The sequence below is a fragment of the Mammaliicoccus sp. P-M58 genome (assembly GCF_022386165.1).
Classification (GTDB): domain Bacteria; phylum Bacillota; class Bacilli; order Staphylococcales; family Staphylococcaceae; genus Mammaliicoccus; species Mammaliicoccus sciuri.
This window is the reverse complement of the sequence record NZ_JAJNJI010000011.1, coordinates 35,197-58,532: the sequence shown is the minus strand read 5'-3', so window position 1 is coordinate 58,532 and position 23,336 is coordinate 35,197. Positions and strand designations below refer to the sequence as shown.

Below are 23,336 nucleotides of genomic sequence, written 5' to 3'. Positions count from 1 at the left end.
TATTCCAAAAACATATTGACAAAAAAAGGTAGTATTTTATAATTGAAAATGAAAATCATTATCATAATTCAACTTGAGAAAGAGGTTAAAGAAATGAGAAAGCTTTTATCAGTTATAGTAGTACTTGTTGTAATGCTAGCAGCTTGTGGTAATAAACAAGAAGCATCTTCAAACAAAGATACACATGAAGTGAAACATGCCATGGGAACGACTAAAGTACCTAACAATCCTAAACGTGTTGTTGTATTAACAAATGAAGGTACAGAAGCACTTGTTTCAATGGGCGTTAAACCTGTTGGTGCTGCTAATTCATACTCTGGTAATCCGTGGTATAAACATTTAGAGAAGAAATATAAAGACATTGAGCCTGTTGGTGGAGAAAGTGAAATCAACTTAGAAAAAATCGCGAAACTTAAACCAGATTTAATTATCGGTAATAAATTCAGACAAGAAGCACAATACAAGAAACTTTCTGAAATCGCACCTACTGTATTCTCTAAAGAACTACGTGGCGACTGGAAAAACAACTTTAAATTATACGCGAAAGCTGTAAATAAAGAAGATAAAGGGAATGAAGTCTTAAAGAATTACGATAATCACGTTAAAAAAGCTAAAGAAGAAATTGGAGATAAAGCAAACTCAGAAGTATCAATGGTTCGCTTTATGCCAGGTGATGTAAGAATTTATCATAAAGATACATTCTCAGGTGTTATCTTAGATGAACTTGGTATTAAACGTCCTAAAGGTCAAGATAAAAGCGACTTCGCAGAAAAAGGTGTTACAAAAGAACGTATTGATGCGATGGACGGAGATTACATCTTCTACTTTACTTTCCAAGAAGATGATAAGAAAGTTTCAGCATTAGAAAAAGAATGGGTAAACGATCCAGCATTTAAAGCATTAAATGCATCTAAAAAAGGTCATGTTTATAAAGTAGATGATGCTGTTTGGAACACTTCAGGTGGTGTATTATCTGCCAATATGATGATTGATGATTTAAAGGAAAAATTGAATGAAAAATAAATATCTTTGGTTATTTCTCCTATTTTCAGGTATGTTTGTCGTGCTATTCATATTAAGTATGATGCTTGGCTATAAACATTTTACCTTTTCAGATATATGGCAACATTATATCCATGGAGAAACAATTAAAGATCAACGTGTACTGACACAATTAAGACTACCTCGCGCAATTTTGGGCGGGGTTGTCGGTGTTTTAATGGGCATTAGTGGTGTAATGATCCAAACCATTACACGAAACCCTTTCGCAAGCCCTGGCATTATGGGTGTTAATAGTGGTGCTAGTTTAATGGTTGTAATTGCGACTGTTGGATTTGGTATGAACGGTGCATTTCAACAAACCATTATGGCTTTTATCGGTACCATCATCATTGCAACTTTAATTATATTAGCCACAACATTACCATTTAAGCCATTCAATGCAATGGAATTAACTTTATTCGGAGCAAGTGTTAGTGCTTTTTGTATGGCCATCACTCAAGGTCTACTGATCTATAACGAATCAGCTATAGAAGAATTAATATATTGGTTAAATGGTTCAGTAGCGAATAAACATATCACTATTTTAATGTACATATGGCCATTTATTATCGTTGGTTTAATCATATCTATTTATATGGCCAAGCCGCTTAATCTTTATATGCTAAGTGATGATGCATTAAAAGGACTCGGTGCTAAAATCTTATCCATTAAAGTATTCACGATGATTGCTGTTGTCCTGTTAAGTGGATCAGCCGTTGCATTAGCTGGTCCAATTGCCTTTATTGGACTGATTACACCTCATGTTGCGAAATTGTTATGTAAGTCTCATAACCATTTTATTGTCATACCTTTATCAGGTGTTCTAGGTGGTTGTCTTCTGTTATTAAGCGATATTTTAAGCAGATATTTATTAATGCCGAGAGAACTGCCAGTCGGTATTACAACTGCACTTATTGGTGCACCAATATTCATTTATTTAATTCTTAATCGTAAGGAGTTAACAGAATGAAGAAATTTATCATACTTATTATCATGCTCATGTTAACGACTTTACTCACACTCATGCTAGGTGATAGCTTTATCGCACCTCAAAATGTATTAAGTGGCCTATTTAAACTTGGTGATCCTTATACAAACTTAGTCATTAATACTTTAAGACTACCGAGAGTCTTATTAGCAATTGTAACGGGTGCAGCACTTGGCATTGCAGGTTGTGTCTTGCAATTTATTACGAAAAATCCATTAGCATCACCTGATGTTATTGGTATATCACAAGGTGCTAATGTTGGTTCATTAGTATTTCTCATTGTCTTAACAACAAGTACCGAAGCTTTATTATTACCAATAGCTTATCAGCCTATCTTTTCAATGCTTGGTGCGATAATTGTTACGGCATTATTATATTTTTTAGCAATGCGAAAAAGTTACAAACGAGATCGTCTCATACTTATTGGTATAAGCTTTAACATACTTTGCCAAGCAATTGTGATGTTCCTAATATTAACTTCAAATAAACGAAGTGCTCAAGCTCAAATTTGGATTACAGGTTCCGTTCATCAAGCAGAATACCAACAAGTCATGATTGTAGGAAGCATCTTATTTATCGTCATGGTCATCCTGACATATTATGCACGTTCATTTGATATTCATTACTTAGGTAGAAATTTATCATTAGCATTAGGCAATCCTTATCAACACATATCTATCATTGCATTAATATCAATGAGTATCCTAATTGGGATATCCATGAGTTATGTAGGCGGTATACAATTTGTCGGATTAATCGCACCACACATCGCACTTAAACTCGGTGCACATCAATTTAGAAATCGAATATTTTATAGTGCCATAATCGGCGCCATCATACTATTATTAAGTGATTTAATCGGTAGAACACTCTTCTTACCAAAAGAAATCCCAGCCGGAATCTTTACCGCACTCATCGGTTCACCATTCTTTATGTATTTATTAATCAAGAGTAGGAAATGATATATTAATAACACAAAAAGGACTAGAAAATTTTCTAGTCCTTTTTGTTATCTATTTGCCATGATATCTTTCGCTATATGGATTTGTTTATTTCTTTCCTCAGTCACTAACTTTAAATCATTGTTAGATATTATATTCATCACTTTAATAGCATAATCTGATGATACAATTGCATGTCCTGTTGCGATTGCTTGCGCGTATACACGTGCTGCAAATTTACTTTGTTCTGTTATTGATCTTTGTGATAATTTATTCGCTAAAAATCCAGCTTGTCTGAGTTCATAAACACTCATTTGCCCTTCTTTTCTAAGTTGTAATTTGTGCTCAGTTTCTGAAATAATTGTATGTTTGTCTTCGTCATTGCCTATATCTATATCATCAATAAACCTCTTCGCATTTGTAATCGCCCACTCGACAAGTTCTTTCTGTGTCAGTTCTTCTAATAATGTCTCTAAAGTTATTCGTTTCTCAATATCATCTTGAATTTTCACTTTATATTTAGAAGGTATTTCGACTTTATGAGCTTTCTTAAGCTCTCTTTCATGTTCATTCCATGCATATTCCTCTATATCCATAACATGTCCTCCCTAGTATGACGATTGTTTAAGCTATCAAAAATTTTTTGTTAAATTGTCTAAATATTTGGAACTTTTATTCTTTGAAATGATATAATCACCTGAAGGGGTGATGTAATATGACAACAAAAGAGCAAAAGTCTAATAAGTTTTTAGACGGAATTGAAACAATCGGTAACAAATTGCCACATCCATTTTTTATATTTTTATACTTAGCTATTTTCGTTATGGTATTATCGTTTATTTTTAGTTTGTTTGATGCAACGGTTAAACCTCCTGGTGCGGATAAAGCACTCGATGTTAAAAATTTATTTTCAAATGAAGGTATTGAATACATTTTCACTAACCTTATCACGAACTTCACTGGATTTGCACCTTTAGGTCTCGTTATATCCATGATGATTGGTGTTGGCTTGGCAGAAAAAGTTGGCTTTTTAGAATACATTATTCAAAAAACCATTGTCAATGCGCCACCAGCTTTAATTACATATGCAGTTGTGTTTATTGGGATTATGGGTAATATTGCTTCTGATGCTGCAACGATTTTAATTCCTCCATTAGCAGCTATGGTATTCTATAAATTAGGGAGACATCCGGTAGCTGGTTTAGCTGCAGGGTTCGCTGCAGCTGGTGCAGGATTTACGGCTAACTTATTAGTTGTAGGTACAGATGCATTACTTGCTGGTATCAGTACTGAATCTGCAAAGATTATTGATCCTGATATGGTCGTATCTCCAGTAGCAAACTGGTATTTTAATATTATTTCTACAGTGTTGTTAACCTTTGTAGGTGCTCAAGTGACGACTAAAATTATAGAACCTCGTTTAGGTGAATATAAAGGTCATATTGAAGATTTAGATGAACATGAAGACTCACCTACTGCCAAAAAAGCTTTCATTTACGCTTTAATTGCAGCTGCAATTTATATACTTATATTTGTTGTTGGTTTATTAATACCAAACAGTCCTTTATTAGGTGAAAAAGGCGACATACTTGAATCTCCATTTTTAGCAGGAATTGTACCCGTCATACTTGGTTTCTTCCTTGTTGTCGGCACAACATTTGGTATTGTTGACCAAAAGATTAAAAGCACACACGATGTAGGAAAATTTATGACGCAAGCTGTTAATGACATGTCAGGATACATTGTACTCATATTTGCTGCATCACAATTTATCAGTTTCTTCCAATGGTCTAATATGGCTACTTGGATTGCTGTAAATGGTGCTGATTTCTTGAAAAGTATTCATTTAACAGGATTGCCGCTCATCTTGTTATACATTATATTCACAGCAAGTCTCAACTTATTAATCACATCAGGTTCAGCTAAGTGGGCGTTAGAAGCACCCGTGTTTGTACCGATGTTTATGCAACTTGGTATTCATCCAGGTTTTACTCAAGCAGCTTATCGTGTAGCTGATTCATCATTTAATATTGTTACACCTTTGAATCCATATTTTGTCGTCATTATAGCTTTCTTAAATAAGTACGATAAAAAGGCTGGTATAGGTACGCTTATTTCATTAATGATACCTTATACGGTTGCATTTATTATTACTTGGATTATTTTATTAACGATTTTCTATTTAACAGGATTACCTTTAGGTCCTGGTGTAACAAGACATTTGTAAGGAGTGACATTCATGAATTTTGACGAAGATTTTAAACAAAAGTTAATCAATCTTAGACGTAATTTACATGCTTTTCCTGAAGTAGGATTTTTAGAAATTCGAACTGCAAATATCGTTAAGAACTACCTAGATTCTTTTGGATATGACATTCAAAGTGGTCAAGAAGTGATGAATAAAGATTATTTAATGGGGTATCCTACTGAAGTTGAATTTAATTCACATATTGAAAAATTAGATCAACTCGACGAAGAACTGCCACATTTCAGAGATGGATATACAGGAATCGTTGCAACATTAGATACTCAAGTTCCTGGCCCAACTTTTGCACTAAGGTTTGATATGGACGCTTTACCAATTACAGAGAATGAGGATAGCGATCATTATCCTCAAGCCAATGGATTTCTTTCTACAAACAAAGGCTTTATGCATGCATGTGGACATGATGTTCATACAACAATCGGTATTGGTCTTGCAGAACTTTTAAAAGAACATGAAGCTGAACTAAAAGGAAAAATTAAACTCATTTTTCAACCTGCAGAAGAAGGTGTTAGAGGTGCTAGATCTATGGTAGAACAAGGTGTCGTAGATGATGTAGACTACTTTGTTGGCGCACATATCGGATTAAATGCTAAATCCAATAAAATCATCACATCCGTAAAAGGATTCTTAGCTTCTACTAAATTAGATGTTCAAATAAACGGTGTTTCAAGTCATGCAGGAGCGCAACCTCAAGACGGTCGCAATGCCCTACTCGCTGCAGCAACATTCGTTCAACAAGTATATGCAATCGAACGTCATGAAAAAGGTGCATCTCGTGTAAATGTTGGTACACTTCAAGCAGGTAGTGGCAGAAATGTTATTGCAGATGAAGCATTTCTTCAAATGGAAGTAAGAGGAGAAAATAACGACGTGAATCAATTTATGATGAAACGTGTAGAAGAAATTAAGACAGGCGTTGAAGCAATGTTTGGTGTCACAATTACAATGACAAAAGTCGGCGAAGCTATTAGTATTAAGCCATCTGAAGATATGGAACAAACAGTTTATCAATTATTAAAAGATAAATTGCCAGAATTAAATATTATTCAAGAAGAATCCACACCTAGTGGAAGCGAAGATGCTACTTATTTTATAGACAGAGTGATGAGCCGTAACAAAGATGCAATCTATATGAATATCGGAAGCAACCATGATTATAACCACCACCATCCAAAATTTGATGTCGTAGAAAATGATATATTTAATGGAATTAATGTATTGTACGAAATCGTGAAACACTATCAAAGTAAATAACGATAGAATATCGAAAAAGCATGGCCATCATGAATCGGCCATGCTTTTTTGTCGTATGTAGGATGGAGAAATTAAGATCAACATTTTCTTAAAAATCTGTTTATGTAATTAAAAATTTTCTTACAAAAATCAAAGTAAACTACATTTTTATATTTATATTTTATGGTATATATAGATAATAATGTTATCTATATATTTGGAGGTTGTTAATATGAAAGGTATGTTAATAAAATTTTCAAAGTCTATGTTCGCTTTAATTATGCTAATATCAATTATAGGAAGCATAGATTCACTAGATTCTTCGGGAAGCATGGTTTCAAAAACTAAATTTATAAGTGGAGAAAATTTATTTCATTCTAAAGCTTATGCTATGGGTAAGAAAAAGCAAGGAAGAGAATTAAAGTATAAGGGTAGACAGAAATCTAACTTTAATAGAAGAAAAGACCAACGCGCTAAAAAACCTGGAGCACATACTCCAAGTAAAAAACATAAAGACGGAAAGAAAACTAGAGGCTCAAATAAGAAAAGAAAGTGATAATAAATGATAAGTTTAAAATTTTCACTAAAAACTAAGCATCATACAATTAGTAATGAACTCAAACAATATGAAAAATGGTTTAATCAATACCATAAATTATCTCAACAAGTGAAAGTAATCGTTCATGACCATCCAATTTATACATATGGCGATTTAAATGATATCCAAGTCGATTTTCATGATCGCGTAATTTATGTTTCTTTATATGAAATTGAAGATATTTTACAAACTAAACAACGATATAATATACAATTGAGTGATTATGATAATGCATTTTTGGACATTTTATATGATTTGAATTTACAAATAGCTAAATTCTTCATTTTAGATAATGAGAAAATAACTTTCATAGAGTATCATAATAACTTTAATGATTATAAAACAAAAATGTACTATATTAATGAAAGACTCACTCATCAATATATAATGCTATTTCACAGAAATTTATCATCATACAAAAAAGGTATAACTCTACAATTTAATGATCATATACCCTATGAATTGAAAAGAGCATTTAAGATGGTCAGAAAGTTTTTATTAAATCATTATGAGTTTCCCTTAAAAACGAAAATTGTTGTAACAAATAACTCTCTAGAAGGTGGAATGGCACGAGGATATTTTAAATATCCTAATTCTATATTCAACTATCCTTTAATTGTTGTAAGCACGGAAGAATATGAGAGTTTAAAAGAAAACTTAACTGAATTTGATGCAGTTCTGAACATTATTAGAATTCTTTGTCATGAGGTTGGTCATTATTTTGAATTTGTAAGTGGTAAATATATATATCATGATGATGACTGTGAGCATTTTGCTGATGATTATGAAGAAAAACTTATTCAATCATTTATAGATGAATCGTATTATGTTTACTATAAAGAAGACTAGTATTATTAAAATTAAATTGATGCGATTGTATTCAAAAAGCATGACCATAGTGGATTGGCCATGCTTTTTTGTCGTATGTAGGATGGAGAAATCAATTGAATATTGAGTTTGTATGAGGATAAGCTATAACTTAGGCCATCTCTTACCTCTTTTCACCCTTCAACTCACACCATATTTATTCTCCAATTATTACCTAGGTAATACGCCTTTTGGTATTGGATTTTTATATTCATTTTTACTACGGAATTGTTTAAATTCTTGTTCTACTTGTGACCTTAAATTTGGATTATCTAATAGTTCTATTGCTGTATGTGCCATTGTCATAGCAGCGTTACTTGTGCCTTGTACTGCTAAGTTTGATAATCCTTGGCTTGTCATTTGCCATGTATGTAATGGTGTTCCGATAGCTGAGGTTGCACATGACACTTGGCCAGTTGGTACTACCCAACTTACATCAGATACATCGGTAGAGCCTGATAATATGTGATCTGTCTCTTTATAAGGACTGACTTTATCGTATATATATTTACCTTCTAAAGCCTCTTCATCATCTAAAAATCCAAACCCTACTAAACTTGTTAATTTATTTTTTTGTTCATTGTCTGTTAATGAATTAAAAATTTCTTTTGCAAATTGTTCATCATCACGACTTGCTTGATACTCATAAATTTCATCTAATGAGTGATGTAATTGAAAGCCTAATTGTGTATTCGGAATATAATTTGAGCACCCTTTAACAAAGTCGATTTCTACTTCAGTTTCAGTCATTAAAGCAGCACCTTGTGCAATTTTCTTAATACGATCATAGACATCATGAACTGTATCAATTGTCTTGGCACGAATCAAATATTGTACTGTTGCTGAGTCTTGTACAACACTTGGCGATGAACTACCTACGTCATGTAATGCATAATGATATCTCACATCTTCTGTAACATGCTCTCTCAAATAATTGGCACCAACATTCATTAACTCAACAGCATCTAAAGCACTTCTACCAAGATGAGGGCTATTAGCAGCATGTGATGAAATACCTTTATAATGAAAATTCACTAAGTAATTGGCAAGTGATGACAAATTCATCACACTGTTAGAAGGTGACGGATGCCAACATAATGCAAAATCAACATCATCAAAAGCACCATCTCTAACCATGAATGTCTTACCAGAACCAATTTCTTCACCCGGACAACCATAGTATCTTACTGTACCTTCTAGTTGATGTTCTTCCATATAAGCTTTAACCATAGCTGCCGCCATAAGTGAACCTGTACCTAACAAGTTATGACCACATCCATGACCAACCTTATTCCCTTCGTCATTTTTCGAAGCTGAGTTTGGTGTCTGATATAAACCTGGTAGCGCATCATATTCTCCTAAAATTGCAATGACTGGCTTACCTGCCCCGTATGAAGCAACAAAAGCAGTCTCAATTTCTGCTACATTACCTTCAACTTTAAAACCCAACACTTCACATTGTTTCATAAGATATTCTGCAGATTGAAATTCTTTAAACTTTAACTCTGGATGATAAAATAAATATTCACTAATTGCCTTGAACTGGTCTAGATGACTATCTCTATAATCTTTCAAAAACTTTACTCTACTCATAAAACCATCCCCCTTTAAATATAAATTTTACCACAAAGGTGTAATATATTCATTTAGAGGTATTTTATAGGTATTTCCTATTACATATAAAAATACCAGCTACATCATCATAGCTGGCATTATATTATCTTTGTATTTGATTGGCATTTTCAATGGCTGTTACTTTACCATTCTTTGTCGTTATTAATATTGAGAAGGAATTGTTTGGATTATCATCATAAACTAACCCATCGCTATTTTCTATAGTCGGTGTTCCGTGAACGGATTTAAATGCTTCTACTGTTACATTTGTCGGCGCTACGTATATATGTTCTGCTTTATCTTTACTATTATATCTTACGGCTACATTGCCATATTTTTCAGCATGAGATTGTCCAGCTTCTATACGTCCATCTGACTTCCCGAATTTCTTTTCAATGGCATCTCGTGACAATCCAATACCTACACCATAGAATCCGCTTCTTACATCAGAATTCATAAAGCCTTGGCTAAATTGAGTCGTTTGGACGTCAATACTTGGAGGATCGCCTTCTGGTTCCTCAGAATCATCACTCGATTCTTTATCCTCACTTTCTTCACTACTCGGTTCTTTATCAGCTGTTTGTTGATTACTAGAAAATTCAATACGATTATCACCAGCAATAAATTGATATGCGATGAAACCAAATACACCAACGATTAAAAGTAGTAAAACTAATATCATTCCCGAAAATATCTGTTTCAAATTCCTTCCTCCGAACTGTAATTTTCATAAAAAAGTTTATAAATGTATTGTAATTCATATCAAAATGACTTTCTATAGTAACCTAAATAAAAAAAGAATAGATTTCTCTATTCTTTTTGAACTATTTCTAAATATACCTTACACCAACACCTCTGTTTTATTTTCTACGCATTGTTGGACTGATGTTGCTACTTGATCGACGACTCTTTTTTCTAATGAATTTGGTATGACATAATTCGCATTGAGTTCATCTTTATGAATTGTTGCTGCTATGGCTTTTGCTGCTGCTATTTTCATTTCAGTTGTGATATGTTGTGTCTTGGCATCTAATACGCCTCTAAATATACCAGGGAATGCTAACAGATTATTAATTTGATTTGGATAGTCTGAACGACCTGTTCCAACGATTGCTGCACCAGCTTCATACGCTTCTTCTGGATAAATTTCTGGTGTTGGATTTGCTAATGCAAAGATAATTGGATCGTTATTCATTGATTGTACATGTTCTTTTGATAATGCTTTTGGACCTGATACGCCGATAAATACATCTGCATCCTTAATGACATCTTCTAAAGTACCTTGGATATGATCAAGATTTGTATATTCAGCAATTTCTCTTTGTGCATCATTCAACCATTCTTCTGATTTATTTAAGACACCCTCTAGACTAACGAGCGTAATATTTTGATAACCCGCTTCTAGCAATAATTTCGCAATCGCAATGCCTGCTGAACCTGCGCCATTTATAATGATTTTTGCATCTTTTTCTGCTTTATCTACAACTTTAAGTGCATTGATCAGTGCTGCAAGAACGACAATCGCTGTTCCGTGTTGATCGTCATGAAATACAGGAATATCTAATTCTTCTATTAAACGCTTTTCTATTTCAAAGCAACGAGGTGCTGAAATATCTTCTAAATTGATACCTGAAAAATTAGGTTGTAACGCTTTAATGATTGATATGATTTCTTCAGTATCTTTCGTGTCTAATGAAATTGGAAAAGCATCAACATTCGCAAGTTTTTTAAAGAGAATACTCTTACCTTCCATAACAGGAATGGCTGCTTTCGGACCGATATCACCTAAACCAAGTACGGCTGTTCCGTCTGTAATAACTGCAATCATGTTACCTCTAGCAGTTAAAGTATTTACTTTTGTTTCATCTTCAGCAATTGCTCTACATACTGCAGAAACACCTGGTGTATAGACAACACTTAAATCTTCTTCTGAAGTCACATCTACTTTGCTCGTGATTTCAATTTTACCTGCGCGTTCTTGATGTAAATTTATAGATTCTCCGTATTCATTACTTTCAGTCATTTTTATTTACTCCTTATTTATTTATATTTAGCTTAATAATTTTAATAATAGTGATGCTAAGATTACGGTAGATACACCACCGATTCTAGTAGCAACTTGTGCAAACGGCATTAAAGCCATACGTTTAGATGCTGATAATATCGCAACATCTCCTGTACCACCTAAGCCACTATGACAACCTGTTACGATTGCTGCATCAACGGGATACATCTTCATTAATTTTCCTACGAAATATCCAGATAATATCATGACAAATACAACTGACGCACATACGATAACGTATGCTGGTGTCACAATCTTCACAACATCTTCTAATGGAATATAAAGCATACCGAGACCGACCATTAACGGCCAAGTTAAACTTGTTGAAATAAATTTGTATAAATTATGCGCACCGTCTTCCATTTTGTGTGGCATCACTTTAAGACACTTAATTAGTGTCGCAAATAAAATCATAATAACCGGTCCTGGGACACCAATGAATTTCTGACCAAGCGTACCAACAATAAAGAATGTACAAGCAATGAGTAACCCTGCACCCATTAGTGAGAAATCAATGACTTTCTCTTTTTCTTCAGGAACTTCATTACCATCTTCAGATTTTACTAACTTCCCATTTCCTGAAAGATGTTTTTTCTTTTCACCTAAACGCATCATAAGCCCTGCACTGACAACTGCGAAGATATTCCCAATAACAGCTGCTGGAATCATTTGAGATACGAATGATTCTGCTGAGCCACCTAAAATAGATGAATATGCTATAGATAATGGAAGTATCCCTTCACCAATACCGCCACCGATAATTGGTACAACGATATAGAAGAAAGTATGTTGTAAATCATATCCAAACAATAATCCAACTAACATACCTGCTACGACAGCTAAGACTGTACCCACTATTAAAGGTACAAACATGCGTGTGAAACCTTGAATTAATACTTTCCTATTCATGCCTAAAATACTACCGACTACTAAACAAGAAATATAGAAATACAAGAAATTAGACGTCTTCATCAAAGTCGTAACAGCTTCCATTGAAGATGTATTAATCACATTTAAAAATACTAAAATAGAAGGTACGAGCAATGCTAATATAGCTGGTCCACCTATTTCTTTTAATATAGGAATTCTCTGCCCTAAATCACCGAGCAATATTCCTAAAATCATAATGACAGCAAATCCACCAATCATATCTGCTGGTAACGTATTATATATAGATGCTGTTAATATAATTGCAGCTAAGACAATGTATAACGGTAATGGCAATACACCAACTTTAGCTTTCATCAATTTTTCCCATAAGCTTTTTATATTATTTTGGATAGGTAACTCATTCTCGGTAACCGCTTCCAAATTGGTCTTCGTATTCATTTTTATCCCCCTTAATTGATATAAACTCATTTTATGAAAACGCAACCAAAAATTATAGCTTATGAAATTTTAATTATCTTTTTGTAATTAAAAAAACCAAACGAAACGTATCGTTTGGTTTTTCATTTAGACATCATCATGACATATAGCCTTGTAAATATTTTAAGTTGTCTTTATTTAACTTGTAGAAGTAGATCGGTCGGCCGATACCATATGTTAATGACTCTTCTAAAACTTCAATATCTGTTAAGAATTTTAAATACTTTCTTACAGATACTCTTGAAATATTAACTGCTTTAGAAATATCATCTGTTGAAAATGCATGATCTTCAAAGTCATTCATCTTCTCAATGATGCTTTGTAACGTTTCTTTTGTGACACCTTTTGGCAATTTCAGTTCTGAATCATCTGTAACAACTTGTTTATTCAAGAACTCTGCATCAATATCTGCTTGTTTAATTTGATGATTACCTTTAAAGAAAGTCTGTCCTTGCTTGTATTTAAGTAAAGACTTCTTAAATCTTTCAAATTCAAATGGTTTAATTAAATAATCTACCGCGCCATATCTGAAGGCTGTCTGAATATCTTCAGCATCTGTAGCAGCTGTTATCAGTATCGCATCTACTTGATAACCTTGCTCTCTTACATATTTCAAAAAAGTTAAGCCATTTTCTTCTGGCATGTATATATCTAACAATAATAAATCGATTGTCTTTGACTGAATGACTTCCATTGCTTCTGTTACATTCTGTGCAAAATCAACTAACGCTTCAGGATCTATTTTTTCTATAAATTGACGATTGATTTGCGCAACCATTGGGTCATCTTCAACTATAAGTATATTTAACATTTATCTTCGTCCTTTTTCGGATAGTTTATAACAACTGAGAACTGTACATTTCCTGCTTCATGGGCATCTATTGATATTTGACCATCAAGCTTTTCAACACTTTGTTGAACAAGGTGCAAACCATATCCTCTATTCTCTCCTTTAGAAGAAAAGCCTTTTTCAAATATATGTGCATCTAGTTCATGATTAAGCCCTACACCCGAATCTATCACATCTATCATTAATTGATCCTGTTTATAGTTCAAGTGGACATCAATTGTTTTCTTTTTAAGTGATGATGATACTAATGAGTCTATACTATTATCAATTAAATTACCGATAATGGTAATCACTTCATGCGTAATATATGAATCTTTCGGTTCTGGTATCGTAGTATGATTCACGATAGAAAGCTTGATTTGTTGTTCACGTGCCAAACTAAGTTTACCAATTAAGAAACCAGCTAGTGCAGCATCTTTAACCTTCGATGTGATATCTCCACTTTCTTGACTACCAAGTTCAACAATTTCGCGTATATACTGTTTTAAATCGTCGTAATGTTCCATCTGCAACATACCAGAAATTACATGCAATCTATTACTAAATTCATGCGATTGAGCTCTTAACGTATCTGCATACGTTCGAACACCAACCAACTGCTCTGATAATTTGTGCACTTCTGTCTTATCCCTAAACGTTGATATCGCACCTACAATGTCATTATTCACAATCAATGGCACTCTATTCACCAATATCTTCACACCATTAATATCTTGCTCTTTATCAAGTTCAGGCATTCCAAGCTCAACAATCTTCGGCAATTGTGTCGAAGCCATATAATCATTTATTTGCATACCTATAGGATCACCTTTAAGACCTGCCTTCTTAAAAATATCCATTGCAGACTTATTGACCAGATTAATTTTACCTTCTTTATCAACTGCCACAATCCCTTCATGAACAGACTGTAACATTGTATTACGTTCACCTAGAATTTTCGCGATATGAGAAGGTTCAAGTCCTAACAAAATACGCTTAATATAAATCGATAATAAATACGCGCCAATAGCACCGACAATTAAACCAATCACAGAACCAATCATAATTTTCTTATTACCATCTGCCAAAGCTTCATATACCGTCTGCATAGGCACACCAACCGATACCGCACCCACTTGTTTACCATCAGCATATATAGGCGTAAAAGCACGCATCGTTAAACCAAGCGTACCTCTTGCAATAGACGTACCAGGTTTACCATGTAAGACGTCCCCCTCATCGCCACCTTTAAAATGCTTACCAATCAATTTCTCATTCGGGTGAGACTTTCTAATGCCATTCATATCCATGACAACAATAAAACTCATGTCCGTTGTTTTTTGAATCTTAGACGTATATTCTTGAATCTTACGATCATCACTATCCTCAGCCAAAGACTTCTGAACAACCTCAGAACCCGCAATCGTCTTACCAATAACCTCCGCCTTCTCCTTCGTCGTTCTATGAATCGTATCCTTAATCGTATTACTGATTAATAAACACGTAATTAATAAAGAAAATAGCACCACAATACAAACCACAATAATCACAAGCGTACTCAACTTTAATCTTTGCTTCTTCAAAACATAACCGCCTTTAGTAAACATTACAAATGTCATTAATTATTAAGAATATATCATATTCCTAGTTTTCATATAATAAATCACTGGAAATTATCTAAAGTTGAATTTTTATGGATCGTAATTTTACATTTTATTAACCTTGAGAACAATTTTTGATAAAATATAGACAAATATCATAATTTTTGGAGGTAATATTTTGAAAAAACAAATCGAAGTTGTAGGTGCAATTATCTTTAATGATGATAAGGTACTTTGTGCACAAAGAAATGAAAATATGAGTTTACCTCTTATGTGGGAATTCCCTGGCGGTAAAATAGAAAAAGGTGAATCTGAAATAGAAGCTTTGAAACGAGAGATCAGTGAAGAAATGTTATGTGATCTTGAAGTTGGTGATAAAGTTACTTCTACTTCTTATGAATATGACTTTGGAATAGTTAACCTTCATACATATAAATGTAAATTGAAAGAAAGAATGCCTACACTTACTGAACATAAAAGTATTCAATGGCTTGATGTTAAAGATCTTGAAACTTTAGAATGGGCACCGGCCGATATACCTGCTGTCAAAATCATTGTAGATGAGGTATAAATATGAACAATTTATTAGAAGACTTTAATCAGTCGCTACACAAAGGGTTTATAGATCGTACAATTTCACATAAAGGTAATTTCATGCCGAAATTATTAGTTAATAATAATGAAGAAAATGTACTTTCTACTATTATTAATGAACTGCATAAATGTAAGACATTCACGATTTCAGTCGCTTTTATCACAGAAGGTGGATTAGCAAGTTTAAAATCGCATCTATATGATTTAGACAAAAAAGGTGTTCGAGGTAAAATTATTACTTCGAATTATTTGGGGTTCAATACGCCTAAAATGTATAAAGAATTATTAAAGCTTAAAAATGTAGATGTAAAATTAACTGGTGTTAATGGATTTCACGCTAAAGGTTATGTATTTGACCATGAACATTATTCGTCCATGATTGTCGGAAGTTCTAATTTAACTTCTAACGCTTTAAAAGTTAACTACGAACATAATATCTTACTTTCTACTCAAAAGAATGGCGACCTCGTTTATAATATTAAAGCACAATTTGATGAACTATGGCATAATAGTACCCCTCTTTCTGATGAATGGATTCAAGATTATGAGAAAACATATGATGCCCGTAATTTAAAAGAAGCACAACGCATTACCGAGCAACAAAATGAAATCCAAAAAAATATTGATGCAGCAGTTAGAATCGAACCTAACATTATGCAAAAAGAAGCATTACATTCATTAGCTGAACTCAGAAAAGAGCATAAAGATAAAGCACTGATCATTTCAGCTACTGGTACAGGAAAAACAATTCTCTCTGCATTAGATGTGAGAAGTTACAATCCTAATCAATTTCTATTTATCGTTCATAATGAAGGTATTTTAAAAAGAGCTATTCAAGAATTTAAAAAAGTACTGCCATTCGCACAAGATAAGGATTTTGGCTTATTAACAGGGAAACAAAAGAATACTAACGCTAAATATTTATTTGCAACGATTCAAACATTATCTAAAGAAGATGTTTTTATGCAGTTTGATGAAAAGTACTTTGATTATATCGTTTACGATGAGGCGCATCGCTCTGCTGCCTCATCATATCAAAAGGTATTCAATTACTTTACACCTGATTTTGTACTTGGTATGACCGCAACACCTGAAAGAACCGATAATTTAAATATATTTGAAATGTTCGATTACAACATCGCTTATGAAATTAGATTACAAAAAGCGCTAGAAAGTGAAATACTCTGTCCCTTCCATTATTTCGGTGTCACAGACTATGTGCTTAATGGTCAATCTACAGACGATTACAGTAGTTTAGCAGATTTAACTTCTGATGAAAGAGTTAAACATATTCTAGAAAAGACTCAATACTATGGATACTCTGGTGACACACTTAAAGGACTTATTTTCGTTAGTAGAAAAGATGAAGCATGGGAGCTCGCTAATAAATTAACTGCTCTTAACATACCTTCACTTGCATTGACTGGTGAAGACAACATGGATAAACGACAAGAAGCAATCGAACAACTAAAATCAGGAGAAATCAATTACATTATTACCGTTAACTTATTTAACGAAGGTATTGATATCGCACCTGTAAATCAGATTGTCATGTTAAGGGAGACAGAATCAAGTATTATCTTTATTCAACAGCTTGGTAGAGGCTTAAGAAAAGCAGAAAACAAAGAATATTTAACGGTTATTGATTTTATAGGTAACTATAAGAAAAACTACCTCATTCCAGTCGCATTATCTGGTGATCAATCACAAAATAAAGATAATTACAGAAGATTTATAGCGGATAATACTGCATTAACAGGTGTTTCTACTATCAACTTTGAAGAAGTAGCTAAGAAACAAATATATGATTCACTAAAACAAGTCAACTTGAGTTCAGCAGCTCACATTAAACAGGCTTTTAATGAAGTTGAACAAAGAATTGGTCGAACGCCATTATTAATGGATTTCATTAGACAGAATTCTATAGATCCTAGCGTGATATATTCTAGTGACAGTACTTATAATAACTATCATGAATTCCTAGTCAGATTCAAGAAAACTGAAGACACATTAACTAAAAATGAAAGTCTCAACTTAACGTTCTTGTCTCGAGAAATCGCACCAGGCTTAAAAAACGTTGATTATACAATTTTAGAAGCTATTATTAGAAGACCTCATAAAATACATGAGCTACTACCAATCGCACAACAAATTGATTCAAACGTTACAAACGATGACATTCAGACAACCTTGAAAATTTTAGACCATCGTTTCTTTAGCGTTACAATAAACAAAACGTATGGTAGCCCTATTATCAACATAATCGATGATGAGGTTAGAGTGACCGATACATTTTCATCAGCACTAGAAAAAACAGTATTCAAAACATACGTTGATGACATTATTGAATTAGCTAAATACAATAACATGGTACATCACGGTAACCAAAACGGCTTACTACTATATAACAAATATACAAGAAAAGACTTCGTTAAATTACTAAACTGGAAATCTGATGAGTCCGGAACAATAAACGGCTATAAATTCGGAAATAATACTTTACCAATTTTCATTACATATCATAAACAAGATGATATCAGTGATAATACAAAGTACGAAGATGAATTCCTAAGTCCCGACGAACTCAAATGGTTTACAAGAAGTAATCGTACATTAGAATCAAAAGAAGTCCAAAAAATCTTAGCACATCAAGAAAATAATATAGACATGTATATCTTTGTAAAGAAAGAAGACGTGGCAGACGGAAAAGAATTTTATTACCTGGGAAAAGCCCACTACATTAAAGATTCAGCAGAACAAACAATCATGCCAAACGCTAAACAACAAAATATCGTCACAATGACATTATCTATGGAATCACCTGTAAAAGACGAAATATATAGATATATCATAGAGGCGTAGGGAAGAGTCTAGGACATCATGGTTCTAGACTTTTCAATTCTCTACAAATATTTCTCCAACACTATTTCATCTCGAATTGGAATTCCGTTTTCTGCAAATAGTGGAATGGATGGCTTTTGTTTTCTTGCTTTTTCTACTGCATTTGGAATAACTTTTGTGATGTTATATCCTCTTTTTTGATAGAACTTCAAAGCATTTAAGTTATCATTTGTTGTTATGACTGAAATGTTTGTTATATCCTTTTCCTCAGATATTTCTTCTAACTTTTTCAACAATTGACTTCCTATTCCTACATTCTCCCTAAAACTATCCAATGAAATAATTTCTATTTGATCATTTCTTATTATATATGTAATCACACCAATTATTTCCGCTTCATCGTACGCAACAAATCCTGGTAATTCTGATAATTGATATGTTCCTGAAGAGACAACCATTTCATCATCTCCCCAGTTATCAATAAACAAATCGATGAGTACTTGTTTATTGATGTCATTAGTATGAATCACTTTCATCGTTAATCACCCGCTTCTTGTACTTTAACTAAATTATATTAAATACTCTTTAATTTGTGCTATGAGCATTAAATGATTACAAAAAAATAACCATTCCCAACTATTAATCAAGTTTACGGAATGATTGATGTTATCTTTATATTAATACAAGCAAGTTCGAAAGATGGTAGCTAATCTCTATTTCAAAGGTGATGCCTATGATGTTGGTTTTTGCTCCTTGAAAGTAGTAGAATGACTGATTTCGAAATTCTAATGGTTGTCATATCAATCATTGGTTTAATATTAATTAGCAATAATCAAACTTCTGACCGAGTTCCGGAATGGTTACTTTTAGGTAATCTAAAAAATTCAGTCACCATCTCTCGAACCTGCTCACTGGCCAACGTGTTAGCGCACGTCGACATTGTATAATTAAATTATACAATAACCCATAATATAACAGAGCAAGTTGGATAGATGGTGGCCAATCTTAGTATAAAGTGAGGTGATGCTTATGAAAGTATCAACTAAATCTTTAGAAAGGAGAAGGCTATAGTGGTCCCGATTAGCGACGCACTAAACTTAATGTTTAGTTTCGGTAGTTTTATCGTACTACTATTGGGTTTAGTGATCGCGATTGTTAAATTGAACCAAAAAAAATAAACCATCTCTCACAACTTTCAATTAGTAGAGAAGGTTTATTTTATCTCAAATTAATTGTCACCGTCTTTCGAACGGGCTCATTGGACAACGTGTTGGCGCACGTTGTCCTTTTTCATTTACATAATAGCATAACTTGGAATATTTTGTCTATTCAAGCTGCAAATATATATAACAAATTCTGGCAATTTGGTATAATATAACAGAGCAAGTTGGATAGATGGTGGCCAATCTTAGTATAAAGTGAGGTGATGCTTATGAAAGTATCAACAAAATCTTTAGAAAGGAGAAGGCTGTAATGGTCCCGATTAGCGACACGCTAAACTTAATGTTTAGTTTCGGTAGTTTTATCGTACTACTGTTGGGTTTAGTGATTGCAATCGTTAAATTGAACCAAAAAAAATAAACCATCTCTCACAACTTTTGACTAGTTAGAGATGATTTATTTAATCTTTTTAAATTCAGTCACCGTCTTTCGAACGGGCTCATCGGGCAACGTGTTCCAGCACGTTGTCCTTTTTCATTTACATAATATCATAATTTGGTATATTTTGTCTATTTTCTATATACATTATGCTACATACCTAACGTGAATAATATAATGGCTATAATAACGGCTGCGATTGGGACGAGTACGGTCATTGCGCCGAATGCTGGATATGCGTCTTTGTGTGTTTCTCCTGCTATAGATCTAATTGTAGTAACGGCATAACCACCGTGTGGTAAGGAGTCTAATGTCCCTGATGATAATGCTACTGTTCTATGCAATGCTTCTGTATCTACACCCATATCTATATAGTGTGGCGCGAGTATTGGCAACGCGATTGTTTGTCCACCTGAAGATGAACCTGTTAATCCTGCAATAACCATTACTGCAACTGCGCCTGTAATAAGTGGCGATCCGTTTAAATGTGTCACATATTCAATCGCATCATTAAAGGCTGGTGTAATCTTAGCAACACTCCCAAAACCTACCACTGCTGATGTATTACCAAGTGCAATTAACGCACCTTCTGTTCCCTTTCCTACTGCTTTCCAAAAATCTCTGAAATAACTACGATTTAATAACCATGTTGCTATAATTCCGCTGGATAATGAAATAATAAGCGCTGATTGTTCTAATACGTTATGTAGTAGAAAAGACACGATTAACACAACGAATAATGGAATCATACTTAAAAATGGATTCGGTAAATGTTTTCTTTTTTCAAATTCATCATTCTCTCTTTCAATAAATATCTCACCATTTCGTTTTGCTTTTTTAATCATATGCATGAGCCACAGATATCCAGCTATTAACATAAAGAGTGCTGTTATGAGACTTACTTCCCATGCTGCATAAGGACTCGTATGCAAGTAAGGAATAGGAATCCAATTCTGTATTTCAGGAGATCCGGCTGAAGTCATTGTAAATGTTGTAGATCCTAATGCTAAAGCGGCTGGAATAAACCTTCTTGGATAATTAGATTCTTTAAATAAACTAACAGCCATTGGATATACTGCAAATGCTACAACAAATAGACTGACACCACCATATGTTAGGACGCCACATGCAAGGACGATTGCGAGTACGGCTCGTTTCATACCTATTTTACTAATAATCCAATGTGATACACTTTCTGCTGCACCACTATCTTCCATGACTTTACCGAATATGGCACCTGTTAAGAACATCAAATACCACGAAGTTATAAATCCTGAAAAGCCCTCCATATATCCGGTTATAAAGTCAGTTTGTCCTTTTTCGGCAAATTGTGAAAAGACGGGTACGCCATTTAATAAAGCAACAAACAATGCTGATATTGGTGCAACAATTAATAAATTCATGCCTCGCATTACTAATACAGTAAGTAATACGAGTCCCCCGATAAGTCCTATTATCCCTAACATTGTAAAGCCTCCTTAATTAAGCATTCACTGTTGACTATTGATTACCATATTTTCTAACACGTAATAATGCTTGTTCTGCATGGCCGGCAAAGTTCTCTAACTGACAAAGTCTTGCTGCATACTCACCAATCATTGCACTTTGTTCAGGATCATCTATATGTTGGTATGTCACAGTTTTTAAGAATTTACCTACCCATAGACCACCTGTATATTTAGCCGCTTGTTTCGTTGGTAATGTATGGTTTGTACCAATGACTTTGTCACCATAGGCAACATTTGTTTCAGGACCTAAGAATAATGCACCATAATTTTTCATATGTTCTAAATAGTAACTAGGATCTTTCGTTAATATTTCAACGTGTTCGAATGCTAATTTATTAGCTTCTTTAACTGCTTCTTCATCACCTTCAACAACAATCACTTGGCCATAATTATTCCAAGATTCTCTGGCAACATCTGCTGTAGGTAAAGTTTCTAATTGTCTTTCAATTTCTTTCATCGCTTCTTTCGCAATTTCTTCAGAAGTAGAAATAATAGCACCTGGTGAAGTTGGACCGTGTTCACCTTGCCCTAAAATATCTGTTGCAATCATTTCTGGCTCACTTGTTTCATCTGCAATGACTAGAGTTTCAGTCGGGCCAGCTAATAAATCTATACCTACGCGACCAAAGACTTGGCGTTTTGTTTCAGCAACAAATGCATTACCTGGACCCACAATCATATCAACTGATTGAATCGTTTCTGTACCAATTGCCATGCTTCCCATAGCTTGAATGCCACCTAATATATATATTTCATCAGCTCCTGCTTTATGCATAGCATAGACAGTAGTCTTTGGAATCTCTCCATTAATAGGTGGTGTACAAGCAATAACACGCTCTACACCTGCAACTTTAGCTGTTAAAATACTCATATGTGCCGATGCAATCATTGGATATCGACCACCAGGTATGTAACATCCCACACTTTCTACAGGTATATTTTTATGTCCTAAAAATACACCTGGCATAACTTCTACATGAATATCTTTCATAGAGTCTCTTTGTGCTTCTGCGAATTTCTTAATATTATCTTGAGCAAATGCAATATCATGTTTAACTTCTTCAGGAATAGAATCTACAATTTCTTTAATTTGTGCTTGAGATAATTTAAATTGTTCAGGATCCCATTTATCAAACTTAATCGATAAATCTCTTACCGCTTTATCGCCTTGTTCTTCGATGTCTTTTAAAGTATTTGCAACAATTTGTTTCGTCTTTTCGTCACTTTCTTTTACGATTTCTTCAGCCATACCTTCTTTGATAAACTTCATTTGCAATTACCTCCTATATTTTTGCATACGTATTCAAAATGTAATATAAAAGAATACTTTTGAACATTTCAAAAGTATGAATACGTATGCAATTTGTGTTATAACAAGGTTAT

At 33.6% G+C, this 23,336-nt stretch carries 21 protein-coding genes; 11 read left to right on the top strand and 10 right to left on the bottom strand.

Annotation, left to right across the window (positions count from 1 at the left end; translation table 11 throughout):
* The first annotated feature begins 93 nt into the window (after positions 1-93).
* Genes LQ694_RS11995 through LQ694_RS11985 form a run of 3 tightly spaced genes read left to right on the top strand, consistent with a single transcriptional unit; the run spans position 94 to position 2,991 of the window.
* Positions 94-1,023 carry an ABC transporter substrate-binding protein gene (locus LQ694_RS11995; RefSeq protein ID WP_196968742.1) on the top strand — a complete coding sequence of 310 codons (930 nt, stop codon included), beginning with the start codon at positions 94-96 and terminating at the stop codon, positions 1,021-1,023.
* A complete protein-coding gene (locus LQ694_RS11990) occupies positions 1,013-2,011 on the top strand; it encodes a FecCD family ABC transporter permease (protein WP_065381496.1) in 999 nt (332 codons plus the stop codon). The genes LQ694_RS11995 and LQ694_RS11990 overlap by 11 nt, the downstream gene beginning before the upstream one ends.
* Positions 2,008-2,991, top strand: coding sequence for a FecCD family ABC transporter permease (locus LQ694_RS11985; protein WP_065381495.1), 984 nt, complete (start codon positions 2,008-2,010; stop codon positions 2,989-2,991). The genes LQ694_RS11990 and LQ694_RS11985 overlap by 4 nt, the downstream gene beginning before the upstream one ends.
* 47 nt (positions 2,992-3,038) lie before the next feature.
* Here LQ694_RS11985 and LQ694_RS11980 read toward each other — a convergent pair whose 3' ends face one another.
* Positions 3,039-3,566 (bottom strand): putative immunity protein, encoded by a 528-nt coding sequence (locus tag LQ694_RS11980; RefSeq protein ID WP_231492997.1) that lies wholly within the window; start codon positions 3,564-3,566, stop codon positions 3,039-3,041.
* A 119-nt stretch (positions 3,567-3,685) separates the two neighbouring features.
* On the opposite strand from LQ694_RS11980, the gene LQ694_RS11975 reads away from it, so the two are divergent.
* The 4 genes from LQ694_RS11975 to LQ694_RS11960 all read left to right on the top strand — a co-directional run bounded on the left by LQ694_RS11975 (position 3,686) and on the right by LQ694_RS11960 (position 7,916).
* Positions 3,686-5,197, top strand: coding sequence for an AbgT family transporter (locus LQ694_RS11975; RefSeq protein ID WP_058612048.1), 1,512 nt, complete (start codon positions 3,686-3,688; stop codon positions 5,195-5,197).
* A gap of 12 nt (positions 5,198-5,209) precedes the next feature.
* Complete coding sequence (locus tag LQ694_RS11970) at positions 5,210-6,490, top strand: amidohydrolase (RefSeq protein WP_231492998.1); 1,281 nt, start codon at positions 5,210-5,212, stop codon at positions 6,488-6,490.
* A gap of 211 nt (positions 6,491-6,701) precedes the next feature.
* A complete protein-coding gene (locus LQ694_RS11965; RefSeq protein ID WP_196968731.1) occupies positions 6,702-7,025 on the top strand; it encodes a hypothetical protein in 324 nt (107 codons plus the stop codon).
* 6 nt (positions 7,026-7,031) lie between these two features.
* On the top strand, positions 7,032-7,916 hold the full coding sequence (locus tag LQ694_RS11960) for a hypothetical protein (RefSeq protein WP_096791591.1): 885 nt from the start codon (positions 7,032-7,034) through the stop codon (positions 7,914-7,916).
* A gap of 189 nt (positions 7,917-8,105) precedes the next feature.
* Here LQ694_RS11960 and LQ694_RS11955 read toward each other — a convergent pair whose 3' ends face one another.
* The 6 genes from LQ694_RS11955 to dcuS form a co-directional block, all read right to left on the bottom strand.
* Positions 8,106-9,527, bottom strand: coding sequence for an amidohydrolase (locus LQ694_RS11955; RefSeq protein WP_218697072.1), 1,422 nt, complete (start codon positions 9,525-9,527; stop codon positions 8,106-8,108).
* Between the two features lie 124 nt (positions 9,528-9,651).
* The gene (locus tag LQ694_RS11950) at positions 9,652-10,251 is read right to left on the bottom strand and encodes a hypothetical protein (protein WP_065381490.1); all 600 of its coding nucleotides are present in this window, start codon (positions 10,249-10,251) and stop codon (positions 9,652-9,654) included.
* Between the two features lie 138 nt (positions 10,252-10,389).
* A complete protein-coding gene (locus LQ694_RS11945) occupies positions 10,390-11,571 on the bottom strand; it encodes an NAD(P)-dependent malic enzyme (RefSeq protein ID WP_058612052.1) in 1,182 nt (393 codons plus the stop codon).
* A 27-nt stretch (positions 11,572-11,598) separates the two neighbouring features.
* Positions 11,599-12,942 (bottom strand): 2-hydroxycarboxylate transporter family protein, encoded by a 1,344-nt coding sequence (locus LQ694_RS11940; protein ID WP_058612053.1) that lies wholly within the window; start codon positions 12,940-12,942, stop codon positions 11,599-11,601.
* A gap of 136 nt (positions 12,943-13,078) precedes the next feature.
* Positions 13,079-13,792, bottom strand: coding sequence for a response regulator (locus LQ694_RS11935; protein WP_048540430.1), 714 nt, complete (start codon positions 13,790-13,792; stop codon positions 13,079-13,081).
* Entirely contained in the window at positions 13,786-15,393 is a 1,608-nt protein-coding gene (gene dcuS, locus LQ694_RS11930; protein ID WP_218697071.1) for a DcuS/MalK family sensor histidine kinase, read from the bottom strand. The genes LQ694_RS11935 and dcuS overlap by 7 nt, the downstream gene beginning before the upstream one ends.
* Before the next feature lie 196 nt (positions 15,394-15,589).
* Between dcuS and LQ694_RS11925 the strand changes: the two genes are divergently transcribed.
* Together LQ694_RS11925 and LQ694_RS11920 are read left to right on the top strand one after the other, a co-directional pair.
* Positions 15,590-15,982 (top strand): (deoxy)nucleoside triphosphate pyrophosphohydrolase, encoded by a 393-nt coding sequence (locus tag LQ694_RS11925; RefSeq protein ID WP_070368796.1) that lies wholly within the window; start codon positions 15,590-15,592, stop codon positions 15,980-15,982.
* A gap of 2 nt (positions 15,983-15,984) precedes the next feature.
* Positions 15,985-18,867 carry a DEAD/DEAH box helicase gene (locus LQ694_RS11920; protein ID WP_218697070.1) on the top strand — a complete coding sequence of 961 codons (2,883 nt, stop codon included), beginning with the start codon at positions 15,985-15,987 and terminating at the stop codon, positions 18,865-18,867.
* A gap of 41 nt (positions 18,868-18,908) precedes the next feature.
* Here LQ694_RS11920 and LQ694_RS11915 read toward each other — a convergent pair whose 3' ends face one another.
* Positions 18,909-19,382 carry a GNAT family N-acetyltransferase gene (locus LQ694_RS11915; RefSeq protein WP_070368794.1) on the bottom strand — a complete coding sequence of 158 codons (474 nt, stop codon included), beginning with the start codon at positions 19,380-19,382 and terminating at the stop codon, positions 18,909-18,911.
* Between the two features lie 534 nt (positions 19,383-19,916).
* Here LQ694_RS11915 and LQ694_RS11910 point away from each other — a divergent pair.
* Positions 19,917-20,024 carry a putative holin-like toxin gene (locus LQ694_RS11910; protein WP_077152217.1) on the top strand — a complete coding sequence of 36 codons (108 nt, stop codon included), beginning with the start codon at positions 19,917-19,919 and terminating at the stop codon, positions 20,022-20,024.
* 295 nt (positions 20,025-20,319) lie between these two features.
* Entirely contained in the window at positions 20,320-20,427 is a 108-nt protein-coding gene (locus LQ694_RS11905; RefSeq protein WP_065381483.1) for a putative holin-like toxin, read from the top strand.
* Between the two features lie 170 nt (positions 20,428-20,597).
* Here the strand turns inward: LQ694_RS11905 and LQ694_RS11900 are convergent, their stop codons facing one another.
* Positions 20,598-21,911, bottom strand: a complete 1,314-nt coding sequence (locus tag LQ694_RS11900; RefSeq protein ID WP_058611825.1) for a GntP family permease — start codon at positions 21,909-21,911, stop codon at positions 20,598-20,600.
* 34 nt (positions 21,912-21,945) lie between these two features.
* Positions 21,946-23,223 (bottom strand): histidinol dehydrogenase, encoded by a 1,278-nt coding sequence (gene hisD, locus LQ694_RS11895; RefSeq protein WP_218697068.1) that lies wholly within the window; start codon positions 23,221-23,223, stop codon positions 21,946-21,948.
* Between the last annotated feature and the right edge of the window lie 113 nt (positions 23,224-23,336).